The organism is Sphingomonas sp. (assembly GCF_003248515.1).
In the GTDB taxonomy this organism is placed as follows: Bacteria; Pseudomonadota; Alphaproteobacteria; order Sphingomonadales; family Sphingomonadaceae; genus Sphingomonas_I.
On sequence record NZ_QFOB01000006.1, the window covers coordinates 320,912 to 341,403 of the forward strand.

The window sequence follows — 20,492 nt, forward strand, 5'->3', positions numbered from 1 at the left end:
AATGGGACGATAAGTATCGAAATTGCCGACTACTGGCAATTTCGTTCCATCAATAGATCGTTTCTCACCGGCGGATAGCCCGCCATCCAAGGAGAAACACCATGACACGCAAGCTGGAAAACAGGGTCGCTGTCGTTACCGGCGCCACCACCGGGATCGGCCTCGGCATCGCGCAGGAACTCGCGGCCGCGGGCGCCAGGGTCTTCATTACCGGATGCCGACAGGAAGAACTGGACGCCGCCGTCAAGGCGATCGGCGGCAACGCCGTCGGCATCCGCAGCGACGTATCGCGCCTCGATGAGCTTGATCGGCTGTATGACGTGATCCAGCGGCATGCGTCGCATATCGACATTCTCGTCGCCAATGCCGGTGGCGGCAGCTTCCAGCCGATCGGCCAGGTGACCGAGGAGGAATTCGACAAGACCTTCGCCATCAACGTCAAAGGCACGTTGTTCACGGTGCAGAAGGCGCTGCCATTGCTGCGGGACGGCGCCTCGGTGATCCTCACCAGTTCGACCAGCACGACGCGGGCGCTTCCGGCCTTCAGCGTCTATGCCGCCACGAAAGCGGCGATCCGCAACTTCGCCCGGCACTGGATCGTCGATCTCAAGGAGCGGCGGATCCGGGTGAACGCGATCAGCCCCGGGCCGACACGCACGCCGGGCCTTCAGGGCCTCACCAGCACCGAGCAGGAATGGCAGGCGCTGGAAAGCCAGCTTGCCGCGCAGGTGCCGCTCGGCCGGATCGCCGATCCGCGCGAGATCGGGGCGGTTGCCGCCTTCCTCGCCTCGGACGAGGCCAGCTTCGTCAACGGCGTCGAACTGTTCGTGGATGGCGGCATGGCGCAGATCTGATCCGACCTGCTTCCAGGCGCCCCGCTTCCCTTCACCGGAAGCGGGGTTCGGCGCATTCACGCGATCCGCCGGCTATCGCTAGGCAGCGATATCCTCCTTCGGCGCATCCAGGCTCGGCCGACCAAGCAGATAGCCCTGCGCCTCGGTGCACCCCTCCTGCCGCAGGCGCGCCAGTTGCGCTTCCGTCTCCACGCCTTCGGCCAGCACCGGCATGTCGAGGCTCGATCCCAGCGCAATCACGGCGCGGATGATCGCCCGCGCCTGCTCGCTCCGATCGGACTGGAGCACGAACGAGCGATCGATCTTGATCTTGTCGAACGGGAAGGCGTGCAGCGTTTCCAGCGAGGAATAGCCCGTACCAAAATCGTCGATCGCGATCGTCACGCCCAGCGCCTTGATTTGGCGCAGCGTGTGGAGCGCCACGTTCTTGTCCGCGATAATGGCCGTCTCGGTGATCTCCAGTTCCAGGCGGCTGGGCGGCAGGCCGGTCTCCAGCAGAATCTCGGCCAGCGTTTTCGTCAGATCCCGGTTGGTGAACTGAACCGGTGAGAGGTTGACGGCCACGCGGTGCGGCTGATCCCAGCCGGCCGCGTCACTGCACGCCCTGCGGAGCACCCATTCCCCGATCTCGACGATGCTGCCGCTTTCCTCGGCGATCGGAATGAACTGATCGGGCGCAATCCAGCCGTCGACGGGGTGCTGCCAGCGCAGCAGCGCTTCATAGCCGGTAATCGCACCGCTCATCACCGAGCGCTGGACCTGATAGGCGAGCGTCAGTTCGTTGCGGTCGATCGCCTCGCGCAGATCCTTGGCCAGCGCCCGGCGCGTGCGCGCCGTCTCGTCCATGCCATATTCGTAGCGGCAGATCTGGGTACCATGCGTGCCCTTGGCCCGATACATGGCGAGATCGGCATTTCCGAAAATCTGCTCGCGATCCCCGCCATCATCCGGGAAGATCGCCACGCCCAGGCTGGCGACCGGCTTCAGTTCCAGGCCATCGGCGTCGATCGCCGCCCCCATGCGCTCGGTGAGCCTGTCGAGAAAGGCTGTCAGATCCTCTTCGCGCTCGAAGGCGTGGCAGGCCGCGAATTCGTCGCCGCCGAAACGCGCGACAAGCTCCCCTTCCTCCACCAGATCGGCCATGCGCTGGCCAAGCGTCTGGAGCACCAGATCGCCTGCCGCGTGCCCATAAGTGTCGTTGATCTCCTTGAAGCCGTCCAGATCGATCGCGACGACGCCCACCTTGGTTCCCGCCGCCCGCGCCCGCTCGATCGCCTTGTCGAGGCGGCTGTTGAAATGGGTGCGGTTGGGCAACCCTGTCAGTTCGTCGTGCAACGCCATATGCGCGATCCGCGCCTCGGAACGATGCCGTTCGCTGACATCCTCGAAAGTGGCGACAAAGCCACCGTCAGGCAGCCCCCGATAGGCGACGTCGATCACGCTGCCATCGTCGAAGCGGGTCGTCACGGAGCCGCCATGATCCGGCTGGGCGAGGCAGGCCCGCTTCCACTCCTGCCCCAGGGCGATGCGCTCGTCACCGATGGGCACGCCGTTACGTGAGCTCAGCGAGAGGCGCATGAACTCAGCAAAAGCCATGCCCTCCAACGGCAGGTCCCGATCCAATCTGTACATGCTCCGGAAGCGCGCATTGACGAGCGCGACGCGTTCCTCGGGATCGAACATCACCAGTCCCTGGTGCATGTTGGTGAGCGCGGCATCCAGCTTGCGGGCCAGCGCTTCCTGCCGATCCTGATCCTCCTTCTGCCGGCTGATATCGCGGGTGATCTTGGCGAAGCCGAGAATCTCACCCTTCTCACCCAGCACGCGCTCGATTGTCACGGTGGCCCAGAAGCGCCTGCCATCCTTACGATATCGCCAGCCTTCAGCTGTATATTTGCCGGCTTCGCGCGCCTGAGTCAGCGCACGCTGCGGCGATCCGTCTTTCTGTTCGTCCTCTGAATAAAAGCTCGCGAAATGCGCCCCGATCGCCTCCGCGGAGGTGCAGCCCTTGAGACGCTCCGCGCCAGCATTCCAGCTGACGATCCGGCCGTCTGTATCCAGCATGTAGAGGGCGCAATCGGTGATGCCCTGCACGAAGATCCGGAATTCGCGGCCTCGCGAGCGGATGGCGGTAAGGGCGACGGCGTTGATGAACGCCGCGCCGGCACCGATCATCAGCACGGCCAGACCGATCGCGCCAATCACGAGGCCGAGGCTGACCGGCGAGAGCACATAGTTATCCTGCCGATCGGTGGCATCGGGGATGATGTTGAGCGCCGTCATACCCGTGAAATGCAGCGTCAGGATCGCCACCATCAGCAGACCGCCCGCCGCGAGCCCAGTGGCGAAACCGCGTCGGCGCAGGGCCAGCGCCAATCCGGGTGTCGAAAAGCCGATCGCGAACAGCACGGACAGGACGACCAGCCCTGGCGACCAGGTGAAATAGCCGGGAAATTCAACCGCGTTCATGCCGAGATAGTGCATGGCCGCGATTCCCGATCCAACGGCAGCCCCACCGCCAACAAGGTGTCGCATCCGGGCGTCTCGCCGCGAGGCAAAGGCGAAACCCGCAGTGGTCATGACGACCGCGATGGCAAGGGAGAGCACCGTCAGGTGAATATTGTAACCGATGATGGCAACACCGCTATTGTAACCCAGCATCGCCACAAAGTGCGTGCACCAGATCCCGAAGCCCGTCGTAATTCCGGCAACCAGACGCCAGCGAAAATCGATCCGGCGACTCTTCCCGCGCTGCTGGCGCAGAATCGTCACCGCCGCAAGGCAGGCGAGCGTGCAGATCAGGCCAGCGAACACCACCAGTCGCAAATCATGCTGATATCGTATGCAATACAAGACGCCGATCACGCGCACTTCCCTGTCTTGTTATCGCCGCGCACCTCGTTGCCCCCCGTGCAGCGCTATCGATCGAACCTACCGGCCCGAATATTCTCTTTCCGTTAACAGGAGCACCGATGCACCTGCAAAATCATGAAAAATCGTCTCATATCTGGGATCGGCAGATATCGACGAGGAATTCAGCCGCAACGGTCGCTCCGCGACAGGCTCCCGGCGCACCGCTTCGCATCGACGCTTCGCCCCTGGCCCGCTAGAGCGGCCCGATGCCCCGCGAGATCACCGCTTACTCCAATCCACTCGTCAAGCGCGTGCGTAACCTGCGCGACAAACGCCATCGCAAGGACGAAGGACTATTCCTGGCGGAAGGGCTGCGCATACTGGCCGAGGCGGAGGAGACCGGCGTGCTGCCGCTCTGGCTGTTCTTCGCCGCCGATGGCGCCGGGCATCCGATCGTCCGCAGGCTTGTCGCCAAGGTGGAAGCCGCGGGGGGCGAAGCGATCGAGACGACGCGAGACATCCTCCACAAGCTTTCCGGGAAGGAAAACCCGCAGACCGTGATCGGCGTCTATCAGCAGCCGGATACCGGGCTGAACCGGATCGATCGATCGTCAGCCCCGATCTGGCTCGTTGCCCAGGCGATGCGCGATCCCGGCAATCTGGGCACGATGCTCCGCACCGGTGACGCGGTGGGCGCGGGTGGACTGATCCTGATCGACGATACGGTAGATCCCTTTTCGGTGGAGGCCGTCCGCGCGAGCATGGGCGCGCTCTTCACCCAGACGATCGCGCAGGCGCGCTGGCCCGATTTCCTCGCCTGGCTGCGGGCCGGGCCGGGCCTGCTCGTCGCGACCCATCTGGAAGCCAGCGTCGATTATCGCGTGCCGGATTATCCCGCGCCCACTTTCCTGCTGATCGGCAACGAGGCGCAGGGCCTGCCCGCCGATTATGCCGCCGCCGCCGATGTGCGCGTGAAGATTCCGATGCGGGGCCGCGCGGACAGCCTGAACGCCGCCGTCGCCTGTGCCGTCATGGCCTATGAGGTGCTTGGCCGGATCGAGAAGATCCGCGAACCGCTCGGCTAGGCGCTCCGCAGCCAGCCATCCGAAAAAGACGGAATCGTGCGATCCGCCCTCTCCATTTTCCCGAAAACGCCGGAAAAAGGGTAGAAATGGCGGCAGAACGATCCGCCATCCATTTGAAAGTCCATCGCGAAGCCTCATGATGGCTGCCGTCGTTAACGGTTGTGCAGGAAACCGGTGGCATGGGGGATGCAATGTCGTCCGTGCCTGCCCCCTCGCCCGAGTCCGAAAGGACCGTGCTGGCCTTGCTCGAGATCGTGCGCTTCGAGGCCCTGAAGCGCACGGTCGGCTATGCGGCGGCTACCGGATTGCTGCTCGTGCTGGCGGAACGCGTGGCGCAACTGCCGAACTGCCGGTCTGCGCGGGGCGATCGCCATTATGTCGAAGTGACGCTGGCCTGCCCGCAAGGCGCCGATCTCCATCGTGAACTGGAGACGATGGCGCGCACGCTCGGCGGCCCGATCGATATCGACGGCTACGAGTTCGGTCTGTCCGTCCGCATGGGCGCCGCCGAGGCGCATGAAGACGAGGACATGGCCAGCCTGTTCGGCCGCGCCGAACGCTCGCTCGCGCGTGCCAACGAGCAGCGCAAGAATATCGCAATTGCAAGGCCAGAGGACGAATCGGCCTTTGCGAGCCGCCTCGTCCTGATGCGCGGGCTCCAGCACGCCATCCAGGACGATCAGCTCGAGCTTCACTACCAGCCGAAAATCTTCGCCCGATCGGGCAAGACGGCGGCGCTCGAGGCTCTCGTCCGCTGGAACCACCCCACGGAGGGGATGATCCCGCCCGATCGCTTCATCGGCCTCGCCGAGGAGACGGGCGACATCAACAAGCTTACCGAGTGGGTCATACGCCGGGCGATCGCCGATCAATCCCGCCTGCTGAAGCTGGGCCACAAGCTTCCGATCGACGTCAACATATCCGGCGTGATGATCGCGGATCCCGATTTCGCCTGGGACACGCTGATGCTGTTCACGGCCGTGCAGGGTGAAATCGGCTTCGAGATCACCGAAACGGCGATGATTGCGGATCCGGTCCGCGCGCTCGAAAATCTCCGCACCATCGCCGATGCCGGCATCAAGCTGGCCATCGACGATTATGGCTCGGGCTTCTCGTCGCTCGCCTATCTCCAGCAATTGCCCGTCAGCGAACTCAAGATCGACAAGATCTTCATCTCGCGCCTCGCCAGCGGCCAGCGCGATCCGCTGCTCGTGCGATCGACGATCGAACTGGCCCACGCGCTGGAAATGAAGGTGACGGCGGAAGGCGTCGATTCTCCCGAGGCGCTCGCCCTGCTCCAGGTGATGGGCTGCGATCTGCTTCAGGGCTTCCATCTTTCGCGCCCGTTGCCGTTCGATCGGCTCGTCACCTATCTGGAAACGGAGGGGTTGCGCGCCGAGGAACGGTTGACCAACCCGATACGAGATCTGCGCGCTAGGCTGGTGCGGGCGGGATAGTCAATCGCACCTTAACCCTTCCCCTGAACGTCCCCGCAACACTAATCCCGCATCGCGGGCCTTGCGTGAAATCTTCAGCCGACGAGGGTGAACCGGTGCGTATCCTTTACGTCGAGGACGACAGCATGAACCGCCGGGTGGTGCGCGACATGTTCGCGAGCCTGGGCATGGATCTCGATGAGGCGCCGGATGTCGCGACCGGCCTGAAGATGGTCGACGAAATCCATTTCGATGCGATCGTCACCGATCTGATGATGCCGGTGGCCGATGGCCTCGCGCTGATCAGCGCGATCCGACGGCGTGCCGATGCCGGCGCCAGCGTTCCGATTCTGGTGCTGACGGCGGACACATCCGAGCGAGCGCGCGACAATTGCCTGCAGGGTGGCGCAAACGACGTGATGACCAAGCCGGTCGGCCTCGGAACGCTGGTGGACCGGCTCGGCCATGCCATCGCCGCATCGGATCACGCGACCTTCAGCTGACCAGCGCTGCGTCCCCCGGCTGCATCACGCCCGCCGCCGCCTCCACGATCGGAAGATCGATCCGGAAGACCGCGCCCCGGCCGGGCACGCTTTCCACCGAAATTGTCCCGTCCATCGCATCGGCAAGCTCCCGGCAGATGGCGAGCCCAAGGCCCGTCCCCGCGACGCCCGGCACCGCCCCGCCATCCGCCTGACGATAGCGATCGAAGATCGCCGCCTGCTGATCGGCCGGGATCCCGATGCCGCTGTCGGCCACGAGGATCACGAGGCGGCCGTCCATCTCGGCCGCCTCGAGCGAGACCGATCCGGCCGATGTGAACTTCACCGCATTCGATAGGAGATTGAACAGGATCTGCCGCACGCGCGCCTCATCCCCCAACAGCAGCGCCGGGAGCGGCCCGATCGTGATCCGATGCGCAAGCCCCTTTCGCTCAGCCGCCATCTGCCAGAAGCGCGCGGCTTCCCGCAGCAGGCCCGTGGGATCATAGGGCGCCACCGTCAGCGTCAGATGACCGCTCTCGATCTTCGCGATGTCCAGAATGTCATCGATCAGCGCGCGCATCCGCTCGCCGGCGCTCTGAACGATCTCGATCCGCTCCCTCAGGCCGTGTGCGACCCCCGCATCGGCGAGCATCACCTGCGTCATGCCGAGAATCCCGTTCAGCGGCGTCCGTATCTCATGGCTCGTCGTCGCGAGGAATTGCTCGCGCATCGCCAATGCACCGGCCAGACGTTCGTTGCTGGCCTGCAGGATCGCGTTGGCGCGATGCGCTTCCTGGCGGCCACGCCGCAGCCAGAATGCATAAGCGGCCAGCGCCAGCCCCGCGCCAAGGGCGAGCGCGCCCGATCCCGACATGCCTTCCGCGGGATCGCCGCTTACTGCGGAACCGGATTCTGGGGTGCTCGAAGCGAGCCTTTCGACGGACGAAACGCGACGTGACGGCAAGGATACGCACTCCTGACTCGCCGCACTTAAAAGATCAGCGCTAACAGGACACTAAGGCCGGGCGCGATCCGTCGATTATTACGGCACCGCAATATGGATGCCACAAAGGCCGCCCCGGGCGCCCTCCGCAAAGCCAGCGAAACATCCCCGCAAAGCGCCCGCGCCACGAGCCTCCCGCATCAATTTGGGGAACTCCATGCGCCGACCGCCCGCGCCGACCTGCCTGCTTCGCATCGCGCTTGCGCCCATGGCATTCGCCATCGGGACCGCACCCGCCCGTGCGGACACCACCATCTCGAGCGCGACCACCGCCAACCAGCAAACCTCCACGGTGAACAGCGGCACGGCCGACAATATCGTCGTCTCCTCGAGCGGCAGCATCACCCCCGCTTCCGGCACCGCGATCACGATCGACAGCGACAATACGGTGAGCAATGCCGGATCGATCACCGCATCGGACATCGATGGCGTGATCGCCATCGGCGGCGGCGGCGGCTTCACGACTGACATCACCAATACGGGCACGATCACGATCGACGAGACCTATGCGGCGAGCGATACCAACAGCGACGGCGTGGTCGACGGGGCTTTCGCCTCAGGATCATCGCGCTTCGGCATCCGCCTGAGCGGCAACAGCGCCCTGATGGGCAACATCAACACCAGCGGCACGATCACGATCAAGGGCAACGATTCCGCCGGCATCTTCAGCGATATCGCGATCACGGGCGGCGTCACCACCAGCGGGGCGATCAGCGTCACCGGCGATCGGGGTTATGGCGTCCGCCTCGCCGATGTCGGCGGCAATGTCGCGATCGCAGGTTCGGTAACCGTTACCGGCGAGAATTCGGTGGGCGTGGCGCTCACCGGCGATGTGGCCGGAGCCGTGATCGTCCACAATACGGTCAGCTCGACCGGCTACAGTTCGACCACCCTGCCCTCGGACACATCGAACCTCGGCGCGGACAATCTGTTGCAGGGCGGAGCCGCTTTCGTGATCGGCGGCAATGTGGCGGGCGGTGTACTGATCGCGACGACGACATCGTCCACCGATACGACTCTGGACGAGGATGGCGACGGCATCGTCGATACCAGCGAGGGATCGGGCCTGCTGTTCAGCGCTGGCTCCGCTCCCGCTTTGCTGGTCGGATCGGCCAGCCGCGATGTGACGCTGGGCCTGGTTTCGGGGCGGACCGCCGGCCTCGCGATCGATGGCACCATCACCTCGACCGGCGTCTATGCCGGCTACAGCGCGACGGCCGCGCAGATCGGCGGCCTTGGCGGCGCGGTGTCGATCACGGGCGGCATCAGCGTCGCGGGATCCATTTCCGCGACGTCGAACGGCGGCCTAGCGACCGGTCTGCTGCTCGGCTCCGGCGCGGCGGTGCCGGTTCTTTCCGTCACGGGCACCATCGCCGCCAACAGCAGCACCACGGCCGGCGGCAGCGCCCGCGCGATCGTGATCGAATCCGGGGCGTCGCTGCCGACGATCGAGAATGCCGGCTCGATCTCATCCATCGTCACGACCGGTACGGGGCTCGCCACGGCCATCCTGGATTCCACCGGAGGGCTCACGTCCGTCACCAACACGGGAACGATCGCGGCATCGGACGCGGCCGGCACGGCCCGCGCCATCGACGTTTCGACCAACACCAGCGGCTTCAGCTACGTCCAGTCGCTCGCCAGTTCCACCTCGACGGCGCCCGCGCTGACCGGCGCGATCATCACCGGCAGCGGCAATGACAGCATCACCGCGAGCGCCGGCACGCTGAGTTCGGCCGCCTCCCTGGGCGAGGGCAACAATCAGGTTGCCCTGAGCGGCACCGCCGCCTGGACGGGCAGCGTCGTCTTCGGATCGGGTGATGACAATCTGACGCTGGCGGATACGGCGCATTTCACCGGCACGGTCGATTTCGGGACGGGCGCCGATACGCTGGCCATAACCGGCAGCAGCGTGTTCAGCGGGCGCATCCTCGATGCAACGGGCCATGCGGCGGTGAGCGTCACGGGCGGGACACTCGCGCTCAATTCCGTCGCCACCTCATCGATCGGGAGCCTCTCGATCAACGGCGGCACACTCGGCGTGACGATCGATCCCGCCTCCGGCACGCACAGCCTGCTGCTCGTCAACGGCGCCACCACGATCGCGGGCAGCTCATCCATCAAGGTTTCGCTTTCCACCTTCGGGCTCGGCACCGGCAGCTTCACCGTGCTGCAAAGCGGATCGCTCTCCGGCAGCGCGAACTTCGGCCTCTCCGTGGATTCGCTCCCCTATCTCCTGACCGGATCGCTGACGGCCGATGACGCGGCCGGCACGGTGACCGTCAATCTGAACCGGAAGACGGCCGCGCAGATGGGCTTCCGCACATCGGAAGCCGGTGCCTATGACGCAATCTATGCCGCGATCGCCGGCAACAGCGAACTCACCAGCCTGTTCCTCGGCTCCACCGATCGCGAGACCACGCTACGGCGCTATCGTCAGATGCTGCCCGATCATGCGGGTGGCCTGTTCGACGTGCTGAGCCGGGGCGCGCGGCTCGTGGCGCCCGGTGCCAGTTCGGTCCCGTGGAAGGATATCGGATCGTTCAGCCTGTGGGCACAGGAAGCCCAGACCAACAATCGCCAGAGCGCCGGGGAAACCGCCGGCTACAAGAGCACGGGCTTCAGTCTTTCGGCTGGCGGCGACATCGATACCGGGGGGGCGGGCCGGATCGGCCTGTCGCTGGGTTTCGTTTATGGCGACGTCAACAATCGCGGCGGCAACAGCGAGGTCACCGCCAGCCTTTTCCAGGGCGGCGCCTACTGGATGGCGGACTGGGGCACGCTCCATCTCGATGCCAATGCCTCTTTCGGCACGGTGGCCGCCAGCAGCAGCCGATCGATCGAAAGCACCTCCACCATCAGCCCGCTGCTGTTCACCAGCAATGGCAGCTGGAGTGGCACGATGGCATCGGCGGGCGGCAAGGCGAGCTGGGAAGCCCGCCTCGGCGCCTTCTATCTGAAGCCGACCGCCAGCATCACCTATGCCCGGCTGCACGAGCAGGCGCATGACGATACGGACGGCGGAACCGGCTTCGATCTTTCGATCGACGGCCGCACCAGCGACGAACTGGCGGCGACGGGAACGATCGCGCTGGGCCTGCATCTGGGCAAGGCCAAGGATGAGGATTCGATCACCGGCCATGTCGAGATCGAGGGCGGCCGGCGCGAAATACTGGCCGGATCGATCGGGGCGACCACGGCGCGCTTCACAGGCGGCAACGACTTCACCGTGCTGCCCGAGGATCGCACGAGCGGCTATCTGGGCGGGGTCAATGCATCGATCGGCTCCTCCACCTTCCGCTTCGTGGCGGGGCTGAATGCCGAGCAGCGCGAAGGCTATCGTTCGCTTTCCGGTCAGGTAGGCCTGCGCAGCGCCTTCTGACGATCGGCGGCACGGAGGTTGCCCGGCGCCGCGGCGATGATAGTCTGTCATCAAAATGGGAGTGGATGTCTGTCGCGGCCCATTTGGGGATTTTTGCCGTGCCGATCGACATCGACGACAATCTGGTGAACGCCGCCATCATCGAATTCCACACGGCCAAGGAACATGGCCGATCCGATCCGCAGGCGTGGGCGGCGGCGGTATCCCGCGTCCGTCACGACGTGCTGACGCTGGCATCGGTCACATGCGAACGTGTGGCCGAAGGCATGGTGCGGCGTGGCGAAAAGGAAGCGGACGTCGCCCGACGCTGCGCCGCCACCATCCGCGATCTTTATTGATTCGTATCATTTCGTTTACGGATCGTTAGACGAAACGATGCTATCGTTACGCCATGGATCTTCTGCGCCAGATTCGCATCGCCCAGGATGCCTGGATCGCCAGGGGCTTCGGCGTTGCCGACCTTCAGGGCATGAACGACGCGCGCACCCTGCTTTCGCAGGCCATTGCCGATCAGAATGAGACGATGATCCGCATCTATTCAGAAACCTGCCTGCTCCTTCTGGAGGCGAACCGGAAGCAGGCGGCCGAATGGATGGCGATGATGATGCCCGACTGCGAACGCTGATCGCTTCATCCCCGCCCGGTCGGATGCTGGCGGGAACAGCCCATGCGCCCTAGATGGGACAGGTGAGCGACATCGAACCCATTCTGGATGCCTCCCGCTTATGGCGCGGCGCGCCGATGGCGCTGGCCACCGTAATCTCCACCTGGGGCTCCGCGCCCCGCCCCAGGGGCAGCCACATGCTCGTCCATGCGGATGGGCGGCTGGAGGGATCGATTTCGGGCGGCTGCATCGAAGGCGAGGTGCTGGCGCTGGCGGCGGACGTGATCGGCGGCGCGCCGGCCCAGCGGCGGACCTTCGGCGTTTCAGACGGCATGGCGTGGGAAGCCGGCCTTCCCTGCGGAGGATCGATCGAGATATTCGTCCAGCCCGTGGCCGATCACGGTTTCGCACCGCATCTGTTCGATGCGGTGCGGGAGGCGCGCGCCGCCGGCGAGACGATCGCGGTGGCGACCCATCTCGAAAGCGGCCAAAGCCGCCTCGCCGATGTCGCGGAGGAGGGCCACTTCCTCAATCACTATGCCCCCCCGCGCCGCCTGTTCATCGTCGGCGCGGTGCAGATCGCGCAGACCCTGGTCTCGATCGCGCGCAGCATCGATATCCGCCCGATCGTGATCGATCCGCGCGCGCGATTCCTCACCGAAGCCCGCTTTCCGGGCACCGAACTGGACGATCGCTGGCCGGACGAGGCCATCGCCGCCTGGAAACCGGACAAGGCCAGCGCGATCGTCACGTTGAGCCATGATCCCAAGATAGACGATCCCGCCTTGATCGCCGCGCTGGCCGCGCCGACCGGCTATGTCGCGGCGCTGGGATCGCGACGCAGCCACGCGGCACGACGCGAGCGATTGGCCGCCGCTGGCCTGGACACCGCCACGATCGACCGGATCGAGGGGCCGGCGGGGATCGACATCGGCGCGCTGGGCACGGCGGAGATCGCCCTTTCCGTCGCGGCAGGGCTGGTCAGGGCGCTCGGCCAGCGCAAAGGGTGAAGATCGCGGGCATCCTGCTGGCCGCGGGCCGATCGACACGCTTCGGCGCGGAAAACAAGTTGGTGGCACCGCTGCTGGGCCGCCCCCTCCTCCAGCACGCCATTGATCCGATGCGTGGAGCGCCACTCGAATGGCGGCTGCTCGTCCGTTCCGAAGATGCTCCTGAGATGGAGGGTTTCACGACAATCAGGGTCGCCTCAGGCCAGGATATGAGCCGGTCGCTCGCCGCCGGTATCGCCGCTGCGCGAGACCTTGGGGCGGATGCCGCGCTGGTCGCGCTGGGGGACATGCCGTTCGTCACGATCGGCCACCTGACAAAGATGATCGCGTCCTGCGCCGGCCGGCACAGCCTGCTCGCCTCCGACGACGGAAAGCGGCGTTCGCCCCCCGCTCTGTTCGGATCGGACTGGTTTGACGATCTGTGTGCGGCGACGGGAGATTCTGGCGGCCGGGCGCTTCTTGCCCACGCCACGCCGATCCCCGTCCCCGCCGCAATGCTGCGCGACATCGACACGCGGGAGGATCTGGGCGCGGCGGAAAGGGCATGAACGCAGGCCCCGCCGCCTTGCGCTGACGGCGGATCATTTCCGATCCCCGCAATCGCTCATTGCCAAGCGGGCGACACGACGGAAAGATCGGCTCTTCGCAGAGAGGATCGCCGCACATGTATCGCACGCCACGACCGAGAAGAACCGGAGCTGCCCTGATCGCGTGCCTATTCGCCGCCGGCTCCAGCCTCTCGCCGGCGAGCGCGCAGCTGCCGATCCCGTCCGCCGGCGTGATCCCCGACATGGCCGGGGCCACCGACCGGCCGGATCCCGCGCAACGCTACAAACTGGCGTTCGACGTGAAATCGACCGGCCCGGCGAACGCGGTGAATCCCGCCCTGATCGGCATCGCCCGGATCATCAATACGCTGCGCCAGCAGGGCGTAGCCGCCGATCATATCGAGGCGACGGCGGTGTTTCACGGCCCGACGATCGCCGTCGTCACGAAGAACGAGACATATCGCAATCGCACGGGCGCGAAGGCCAATCCCAATCTGGGGCTGCTGCGCGAACTGGCCGCCGCCGGCGTGAAGTTCGTGATCTGCGGCGTTTCGGCCGCAGAGCAGAATTACACCAGGGACGATATGGTGCCGGAAGCGACCATGAACATGTCCGCGACGCTGACCTTCATCGATCTCGGACTTAAGGGGTACGTGAAAGTCGAGCGTTAAGTATCGAAATTTACTAGATTTGACTGATCCGTGACCACCCTAGCGGATCGTCACCATCGAAACGGACCGGGCGGGAACAAGGATCGAAAGCGTCGAGCCATCGAGGCGGGCGCCGTCGATCGGCTTGGGAACGAACGGGTCCGCCGCGCCGAATTCCACCTTCGTGTCGATCGCGGCTGCCGTCAGCGCCTGCGCGGAGACGGACTTGCCGGCCGCGCCGACAAGCGTGGCCGAGATCGGCGCCGCGTGTTCCGGATCCAGATTGACGATCGACAGGTGCACGGCACCCGTCTCATCACGCGAGGCCGATACGCTGACCTGCGGCATCCGGATGTCCCCCTCGACATAGTCGGCCGTCGCCACATCGACGGGAATCTGCGTGGCCCCCTGATGCACCTTGTAGAGATCGAAGACATGCCAGGTCGGCGTGACGACCATCTCCTTGCCACGGGTAAGCACCAGCGACTGGATCACATTCACCATCTGGGCGAGATTGGCCATGCGGACGCGATCCGCGTGGCGATTGAAGATGTTGAGGCTCAGCCCGGCAATCACGGCATCGCGCAGCGTGCTTTCCAGATAGAGGTTCGACGGCGCATCCTTCTCGCTCTGGAACCAGGCGCCCCATTCATCGACGGCGAGCGCGATCTTCTTGTCCGGATCGTAGCGATCCATGATCGCCGCGTGGCGGGTAATCAGCTCGTCGGTCAACATCGTCCGCTGCAGCGCCTTGGCCCAGCCCGTCCGATCGAAGCCGACATTGCGCCCCTTGTTGCGCCAGTCATTGCCCGCGAACGTGTAGAAGTGGAGGGACAGGCCCCACATCAGCGGCTTGTCGTCGATATAGGCCAGCGGCGTGGGATCAGGGCGCCACGTGACGGCACGGGCCATCATCGTTTCCGTCCAGGCATAATCATCGGAATCGGCGCCGACCGCGATCAGGCGCGCGCGCGGCCCCGAATAGCTGCGCAGAAAGGCGGCATAATGCCGATAGGTTTGCGCATAGGTGTCGGCGGTCATGTTGCCGCCGCATCCCCACGTCTCGTTGCCGACGCCGATATATTGCACGGGCCACGGTTCGGCATGGCCATTATTCGCCCGCGCCCGCCCCGGCGCGCTGTCCGTCGGGGCGGTCATGTAGCGCATCCAGTCATCGGCTTCCTGGACGCTGCCCGATCCCACATTGACCGAGACGAAAGGCTCCGCCCCGATCTGCCCCAGGAAATCCATGAACTCGTGCGTGCCGAACGCATTCGTATCCGGCTTGCCGCCCCATGAGGCGTTGATCTCGGGCACGCGCCGGGATTGGGGGCCGATCGCGTTGCGCCAGTGATAACTGTCGGCAAAGCAGCCGCCCGGCCAGCGGATTACCGGAATGTGAAGGGGCTTCAGCGCCTCCACCACATCGCGCCGGATTCCGCGCACATTGGGGATAGGCGATTTCTCGCCCACCCAGATGCCCTCATACACGCCCCGACCGAGATGCTCGACGAACTGCCCGTAGATCTCCGGCGCTATGCGGGCGCCCGGCTGATCCAGATGGACGAGAAGCGTGGTTGCAGCGGGCTGGGCTCCCGCGGGGCCAACGCCCAGGCAGGCCATCGCCCCGAGCAAAGCGGCCTTTAACGTGGCACGGCGGATCATGGCGTTCTCCCCTGGGCATAGCGGCCCTGTCATTCGCGCCGCCTACACCTCTGATTTATTGTCTGAGTATATTGCGGGCACCGCGATCGCAAGCGCGATGAGAGCGCTTCAGGGAATGCGGCAGCCCTTTCGCGACGGCCGGGGATCGAAACGCCGGGGCGATCCGGCAGACGTGGATCTGTCGCCGCAAACTGCGGGCGATCGGCCGGATCAGGCCTCGATGCTGTCGTACACGACGATCCGCTCCCACAGATGCCCGCACGTTTCCACGAACTGTGCATGGATCGGATGGCGCTGATAGGCCTCTTGATCCGCGATACTGTCGAAGCGCATCAGTTCGGACACGTCGAAACTCGAATCGACAACCGAACGCTCCTCGGTCGAGGCCGGCACGCCGATATGCAGTTCGCGAACGAACGGAACGCCGCGCAGCGTTTCCAGGCCGGCGATCAGCGTCGCGCGATCGCCCGCGTCGCGAGGGCGCCTGAGCCAGAACAGAACATGATGAAACATGTGCCTTCTCCCGTATCGCGCACCGACAATCGCGCCGATCGCTGCCACGCCGTCCCGTGCGGCTTTTCCGGTCGATTCCTCCCGCCCGCCGGCAATGGAGCGCCCCGTAGATAACCCTGACGGCCTGGGCCAAGATGGCGTGACGCCGCCCGTTGCTCAAGCCTGCGCTCGACCTTGACTTAAGGCGGGCAATGCTAAAAACTCAGACAATAATATCGAAACGAGAGGGCAATGAGGCGCACCGTGAGCATGAATGCTACGATCGACGGACGCGCCCGGGGTGCGCATGCGGATCTCGCGATCGCCCTTCGCCGGGCGCGCAGCGTCTTTCGCCCCCCTTTGCTCCCGGATGATCCCTCGACGTTCCTGTGCCGGCGCGGGACGCATGGTGTCGGGGCGAGGCGTGCCACAGGCCGGCGCGCTGCGGGCGGGCGTTTGGGGGTTGTGGTTTCGACATGTTTCGCCGCCTGCTTCGCGGCGGGAGCGCAGGCGGCCGATCCACAGGACATGGGCTTCACGGACACGCCGATCCTGCCCGGTGGAAAATGGCATGTCCACGATCCCGCGCGCCCGGCGCCCGTGGTCGTGACCCCCGGCCGGCAGGCAGGATCGCCCCCGTCCGACGCGACCATATTGTTCGACGGCGGCTCGCTCGATGCGTGGGCGCCGAAGGGGCAGGCGTGGCCGGTCGCGGGAGGCGCGATCACGGTGCCCCCCCGAACGGACGGCAAATCCAGCAATCTCGTCACGCGACAGAGTTTTGGCGACATCCAGCTTCATCTGGAATTCCGCTCCCCCTCACCGCCCACGCGCACCTCGCAGAACCGGGGCAATAGCGGCATCTATTTCATGGGCCGGTATGAGGTGCAGGTCCTCGATGGCTTTCGGAATCCGACCTATGCGGACGGCACCGTCGGCGCCGTCTATGGCTGGAAGCCGCCGCTGGTAAATGCCGCCCGCCAGCCGGGCGAATGGCAAAGCTACGATATCGTCTTCGAACGCCCCCGCTTCAAAGCCGACGGATCGCTCGCGAGGCCAGCTTACGTCACCGTGATGCTCAACGGCGTCCTCGTGCAAAACCACCAGGCCATGCTCGGCACGACGAACTGGCGGCATGTCTCAGCCTATACGGCGCATGGCGATGCGGCTCCGCTCGAACTGCAGGATCATGATTCGCCCGTATCGTTTCGCAACATCTGGGTCCGGCCTCTGCCTGCCGACGCCATCGCCCAGGATCTGAATGGAGAGACGCGGTGATCGACCGCAGGACTGCACTGGCCGGCATAGTCGGCATGTTCGGCGCCCATCTGTTCGCGCCGCTGGCGCGTGCGGCTGGCTTTGCCCCCATCCCCGCCATCAATACGGGCAAGCCCGCCACCGTCTTCACGGATCCGCAGCGCGATCTGGTCGCAGCGCTCAGTGAAAGGGTGATGCCCACCACGGACACGCCCGGCGCGATCACGGCAGGCGTACCCGAATATATCGAACATATGCTGGGCGACTGGGCGGTCGACGATGATCGCGCGGCCATATTGGGCGGCCTTGCCGCGATCGATGCCCGCAGCATGGCAGACTATAAGGCGCCCGCCGTCAAGGCTTCGCCCGAACAGCAGGATGCGCTCCTGACGCTGGCCATGAACGGGCAGTTGCCGGGCTCGGCCGCCTTCTTCGATGCGTTCCGCCAACTCGTGATCGCCGGCTATTTCACGTCGGAAGTCGGCATCATGCAGGAGCGCGAATATCTGCCGGTGCCCGGAAAATATGACGGCGCCTATCTCTATTCCAACGTCAACAAGGTCTTCTCCTCATGATGACGAGCCGTCGTTCCTTCCTATCCGGCGGGGCCGCCGCGGCGACCCTGGCCGCCACCGGCAGCCTCTTTTCCAGCGCACGCGCGGCGACCCCGGTCGGGATCGGCCTGCAACTCTACACGGTGCGCGAAATCTTCCACGCCGATCCGGTCGGCACGCTCGAGAAGGTGGCCAAGGTCGGCTATCGCGAGCTGGAATATGCCGCCGGCGGCTATACCGAAATGGATCATGCCATGCTGCGCAAGGCCATGGACCGGCTCGGCCTCAAGGCGCCATCGGTGCAGGTGGGCTACGAAAATCTGCTGGATCGTTTCGATGCCACGGTGACGATGGCCAAAACGCTGGGCGCCGATGCCGTGGTGCTCGGCTTTATGGGCGAGAAACACCGCAATGCGCCCGCCTGGGCCGAGGCGGTCGCCAACTTCAATCGCTTTGCGGAAAAGCTGAAGAAGGAAGGTCTTTCGTTCGCCTATCACAATCATGATTTCGAGTTCACGAACAAGCCGGACGGCATCAGCCTTTTCGATCGGCTGCTGAAGGATCGCGATCCCGCGCTCGTCCGTTTCGAGCTGGATCTGTACTGGGCCGTCAAGGGAGGCCAGGATCCCAAGGCGATCATCCGGCGGCTGGGCGGCCAGATCTATTCCTATCATGCCAAGGACATGAAACCGGATGGATCGATGGCGGCGGTGGGCACCGGCACGATCGATTTCGCCTCGATCTTTAAGCTGGATGCCGTCTCGGGCGTTCAGCACATCTACGTCGAGAACGATCAGGCCCCCGCCCCCTACATCCCCGATATCACCACCAGCTTCGTCAACCTGCGCAAGCTGCGCGCCAACATCTGATCGGCAGGCGAGACATCATGGCAGAGACCAACCGGTTTGACGCAATCGTCATCGGCTCCGGCGTGAGCGGCGGATGGGCCGCGAAGGAACTGACCGAAAAGGGCCTTCGCGTCCTGATGCTCGATCGTGGCCACATGGTCGAGCATGGCGAGGACTACACTTATGAGGGGCGTCCCGCCTACGAAATCCCTGCGCGCGACAGGATGCCGGCGGCGCTCGTCAACAGCGACTATTACGGGATCCGCAACTGGGTTGCCCCGTCCAGCCAATCCTTCTTCATCAATGATCGCCTCAATCCCTATGAATATGAAGGCGAGAACAAGTTTCGCTGGGTCCGGCCCGGTGGCTTCGGCGGCAAATCCCTGACGTGGGGACGCTGGAGCTTTCGCTGGGCGCAGACCGATTTCGAGGCGAACAAGCGCGAAGGTATCGGCACGGACTGGCCCATCCGCTACGAGGATGTGGAACCCTGGTACGCCTATGTTGAGAAATATATTGGCGTTTCCGGTGGACGGGAAAATCTGTCCTATCTGCCGGACAGCGAATTCATGCCGCCCATGCCGATGAACATCGCCGAAAAGTGGCTGAAGGAGCGACTGGAGAGCAGTTCCCCCGGCCGGAAGCTCATTCACGCGCGGCTGAGCAACATTACCGAGGACAAGCCGGAACAGGGGCGCACCCAGTGCCAGAAGCGCGCCCAGTGCCACCGCGGCTGTTCGTTCGGCGGATATTTCTCCACGCAGGCGGTGACCTTGCCAGCGGCCCGGGCGACCGGGCGGCTCACCGTGCGCGCCGATGCCTGGGTGACCAATCTGGAATATGATCCCGCCCGCAAGCGGGTGACGGGCGTCCGCGTGGTGGATGCCAAGACGGGTCAGGCGGAAATCATCCCGGCGCGCATCGTCTTCCTGTGCGCCTCGGCGATGGGGTCAGTCCATGTGATGCTCAACTCGCGCCCGGCCGGCAGCGGCATAAGCCACTTCAACAGCAGCGGAAAACTGGGCACCGCCGTGATGGACCATGTATTCCGGGTCAATGTGTCGGGCGACATACCGGGCATGACCGAATTTATCGAATATGGCCGCCGCCCCGGCGGTGTTTACGTCCCTCGTTTCCGCAATCTCAACGGAGACGAGGGGCTCGGTTTCCGACGCGGGTACGGATATCAAGGAGGCGCGAGCCGCCAGCCTGCGGAGCCCGACGGTTTTGGCGCCTCGATGAAACACGGCATGCGAAAATATGGCGGCTGGAAATTCTGGATGGGTGCATTCGGCGAATGCCTGCCCTATGACGATAATCGCGTGACGCTGAATCCCGCGAAGGTGGACGCGCGCGGCATGCCGCTCATGCATTTCGACGTTCGCTTCCGCGAGAATGAAGTCCGGCTGCTCGATGACGCGCAGGAACAGGGCCTCATCATGCTGCGCAATGCCGGCCTCCAGAACGTCACGTCGTCCCGCACGGAGGGCGTTCCCGGCGATGCGATCCACGAAATGGGGGGCGCACGCATGGGGGCGGATCCCACCATGTCCGTGCTGAACCGCTGGAACCAGGCGCATGATGCCGCCAATCTGTATGTGACGGACGGAGCGCAGATGGCATCGGTCTCGTGCGTCAATCCCTCGCTCACCTTCATGGCGATCACGGCGCGCGCCGCCGATCATGCCGTGAAGCAGATGCAGGCCGGCGCCATCTGACCTTCCGCAAAAAAGCGCCATTGCCGACACGAATGCACGCCGCGTCCC

The 20,492-nt window shown here is 64.8% G+C and carries 18 protein-coding genes; 14 read left to right on the top strand and 4 right to left on the bottom strand.

Features of this window, described 5'->3' with window-relative positions; genetic code table 11:
- The first annotated feature begins 101 nt into the window (after window positions 1-101).
- The gene (locus DI605_RS12690) at window positions 102-854 is read left to right on the top strand and encodes an SDR family NAD(P)-dependent oxidoreductase (RefSeq protein WP_293974243.1); all 753 of its coding nucleotides are present in this window, start codon (window positions 102-104) and stop codon (window positions 852-854) included.
- Between the two features lie 78 nt (window positions 855-932).
- Here the strand turns inward: DI605_RS12690 and DI605_RS12695 are convergent, their stop codons facing one another.
- Complete coding sequence (locus DI605_RS12695) at window positions 933-3,719, bottom strand: EAL domain-containing protein (protein ID WP_293974246.1); 2,787 nt, start codon at window positions 3,717-3,719, stop codon at window positions 933-935.
- Between the two features lie 254 nt (window positions 3,720-3,973).
- On the opposite strand from DI605_RS12695, the gene DI605_RS12700 reads away from it, so the two are divergent.
- The 3 genes from DI605_RS12700 (at window position 3,974) to DI605_RS12710 (ending at window position 6,731) form a co-directional block, all read left to right on the top strand.
- Window positions 3,974-4,792, top strand: coding sequence for an RNA methyltransferase (locus DI605_RS12700; protein ID WP_293974249.1), 819 nt, complete (start codon window positions 3,974-3,976; stop codon window positions 4,790-4,792).
- Between the two features lie 191 nt (window positions 4,793-4,983).
- A complete protein-coding gene (locus DI605_RS12705) occupies window positions 4,984-6,249 on the top strand; it encodes a bifunctional diguanylate cyclase/phosphodiesterase (RefSeq protein ID WP_293974252.1) in 1,266 nt (421 codons plus the stop codon).
- Window positions 6,250-6,344: 95 nt separating this feature from the next.
- Window positions 6,345-6,731, top strand: a complete 387-nt coding sequence (locus tag DI605_RS12710) for a response regulator (protein WP_293974255.1) — start codon at window positions 6,345-6,347, stop codon at window positions 6,729-6,731.
- Here DI605_RS12710 and DI605_RS12715 read toward each other — a convergent pair.
- On the bottom strand, window positions 6,724-7,587 hold the full coding sequence (locus DI605_RS12715; RefSeq protein WP_293974258.1) for an ATP-binding protein: 864 nt from the start codon (window positions 7,585-7,587) through the stop codon (window positions 6,724-6,726). The genes DI605_RS12710 and DI605_RS12715 overlap by 8 nt on opposite strands.
- A 286-nt stretch (window positions 7,588-7,873) precedes the next feature.
- Here DI605_RS12715 and DI605_RS12720 point away from each other — a divergent pair, with 286 nt between their 5' ends.
- From DI605_RS12720 to DI605_RS12745, 6 genes are all read left to right on the top strand, one after another.
- Window positions 7,874-11,098, top strand: coding sequence for an autotransporter domain-containing protein (locus DI605_RS12720; protein WP_293974261.1), 3,225 nt, complete (start codon window positions 7,874-7,876; stop codon window positions 11,096-11,098).
- A 98-nt stretch (window positions 11,099-11,196) separates the two neighbouring features.
- The gene (locus DI605_RS12725) at window positions 11,197-11,436 is read left to right on the top strand and encodes a hypothetical protein (protein ID WP_293974264.1); all 240 of its coding nucleotides are present in this window, start codon (window positions 11,197-11,199) and stop codon (window positions 11,434-11,436) included.
- 53 nt (window positions 11,437-11,489) lie between these two features.
- Complete coding sequence (locus DI605_RS12730) at window positions 11,490-11,723, top strand: hypothetical protein (protein ID WP_293974267.1); 234 nt, start codon at window positions 11,490-11,492, stop codon at window positions 11,721-11,723.
- A gap of 53 nt (window positions 11,724-11,776) precedes the next feature.
- Complete coding sequence (locus DI605_RS12735; protein WP_293974269.1) at window positions 11,777-12,712, top strand: XdhC family protein; 936 nt, start codon at window positions 11,777-11,779, stop codon at window positions 12,710-12,712.
- A complete protein-coding gene (locus DI605_RS12740) occupies window positions 12,709-13,260 on the top strand; it encodes a nucleotidyltransferase family protein (protein WP_293974271.1) in 552 nt (183 codons plus the stop codon). Before DI605_RS12735 ends, DI605_RS12740 begins: the two co-directional genes overlap by 4 nt.
- A 242-nt stretch (window positions 13,261-13,502) precedes the next feature.
- Window positions 13,503-13,931, top strand: a complete 429-nt coding sequence (locus DI605_RS12745; protein ID WP_293974274.1) for a DsrE family protein — start codon at window positions 13,503-13,505, stop codon at window positions 13,929-13,931.
- 39 nt (window positions 13,932-13,970) lie between these two features.
- Here the strand turns inward: DI605_RS12745 and DI605_RS12750 are convergent, their stop codons facing one another.
- Entirely contained in the window at window positions 13,971-15,575 is a 1,605-nt protein-coding gene (locus tag DI605_RS12750) for an alpha-L-arabinofuranosidase C-terminal domain-containing protein (RefSeq protein WP_293974277.1), read from the bottom strand.
- Window positions 15,576-15,785: 210 nt separating this feature from the next.
- Window positions 15,786-16,088: a Dabb family protein gene (locus DI605_RS12755; RefSeq protein ID WP_293974280.1), complete on the bottom strand. Its 303-nt coding sequence runs from the start codon at window positions 16,086-16,088 to the stop codon at window positions 15,786-15,788.
- 444 nt (window positions 16,089-16,532) lie between these two features.
- Here DI605_RS12755 and DI605_RS12760 point away from each other — a divergent pair, with 444 nt between their 5' ends.
- From DI605_RS12760 to DI605_RS12775, 4 genes are read left to right on the top strand one after another with little or no spacing between them, the layout of a single operon-like run.
- The gene (locus DI605_RS12760; protein WP_293974283.1) at window positions 16,533-17,345 is read left to right on the top strand and encodes a DUF1080 domain-containing protein; all 813 of its coding nucleotides are present in this window, start codon (window positions 16,533-16,535) and stop codon (window positions 17,343-17,345) included.
- Window positions 17,342-17,899, top strand: coding sequence for a gluconate 2-dehydrogenase subunit 3 family protein (locus DI605_RS12765; RefSeq protein ID WP_293974286.1), 558 nt, complete (start codon window positions 17,342-17,344; stop codon window positions 17,897-17,899). The genes DI605_RS12760 and DI605_RS12765 overlap by 4 nt, the downstream gene beginning before the upstream one ends.
- Window positions 17,899-18,747 carry a sugar phosphate isomerase/epimerase gene (locus DI605_RS12770; RefSeq protein WP_293974289.1) on the top strand — a complete coding sequence of 283 codons (849 nt, stop codon included), beginning with the start codon at window positions 17,899-17,901 and terminating at the stop codon, window positions 18,745-18,747. Before DI605_RS12765 ends, DI605_RS12770 begins: the two co-directional genes overlap by 1 nt.
- Window positions 18,748-18,764: 17 nt before the next feature.
- Window positions 18,765-20,444: a GMC family oxidoreductase gene (locus DI605_RS12775; RefSeq protein WP_293974292.1), complete on the top strand. Its 1,680-nt coding sequence runs from the start codon at window positions 18,765-18,767 to the stop codon at window positions 20,442-20,444.
- The last annotated feature ends 48 nt before the right edge of the window (window positions 20,445-20,492 follow it).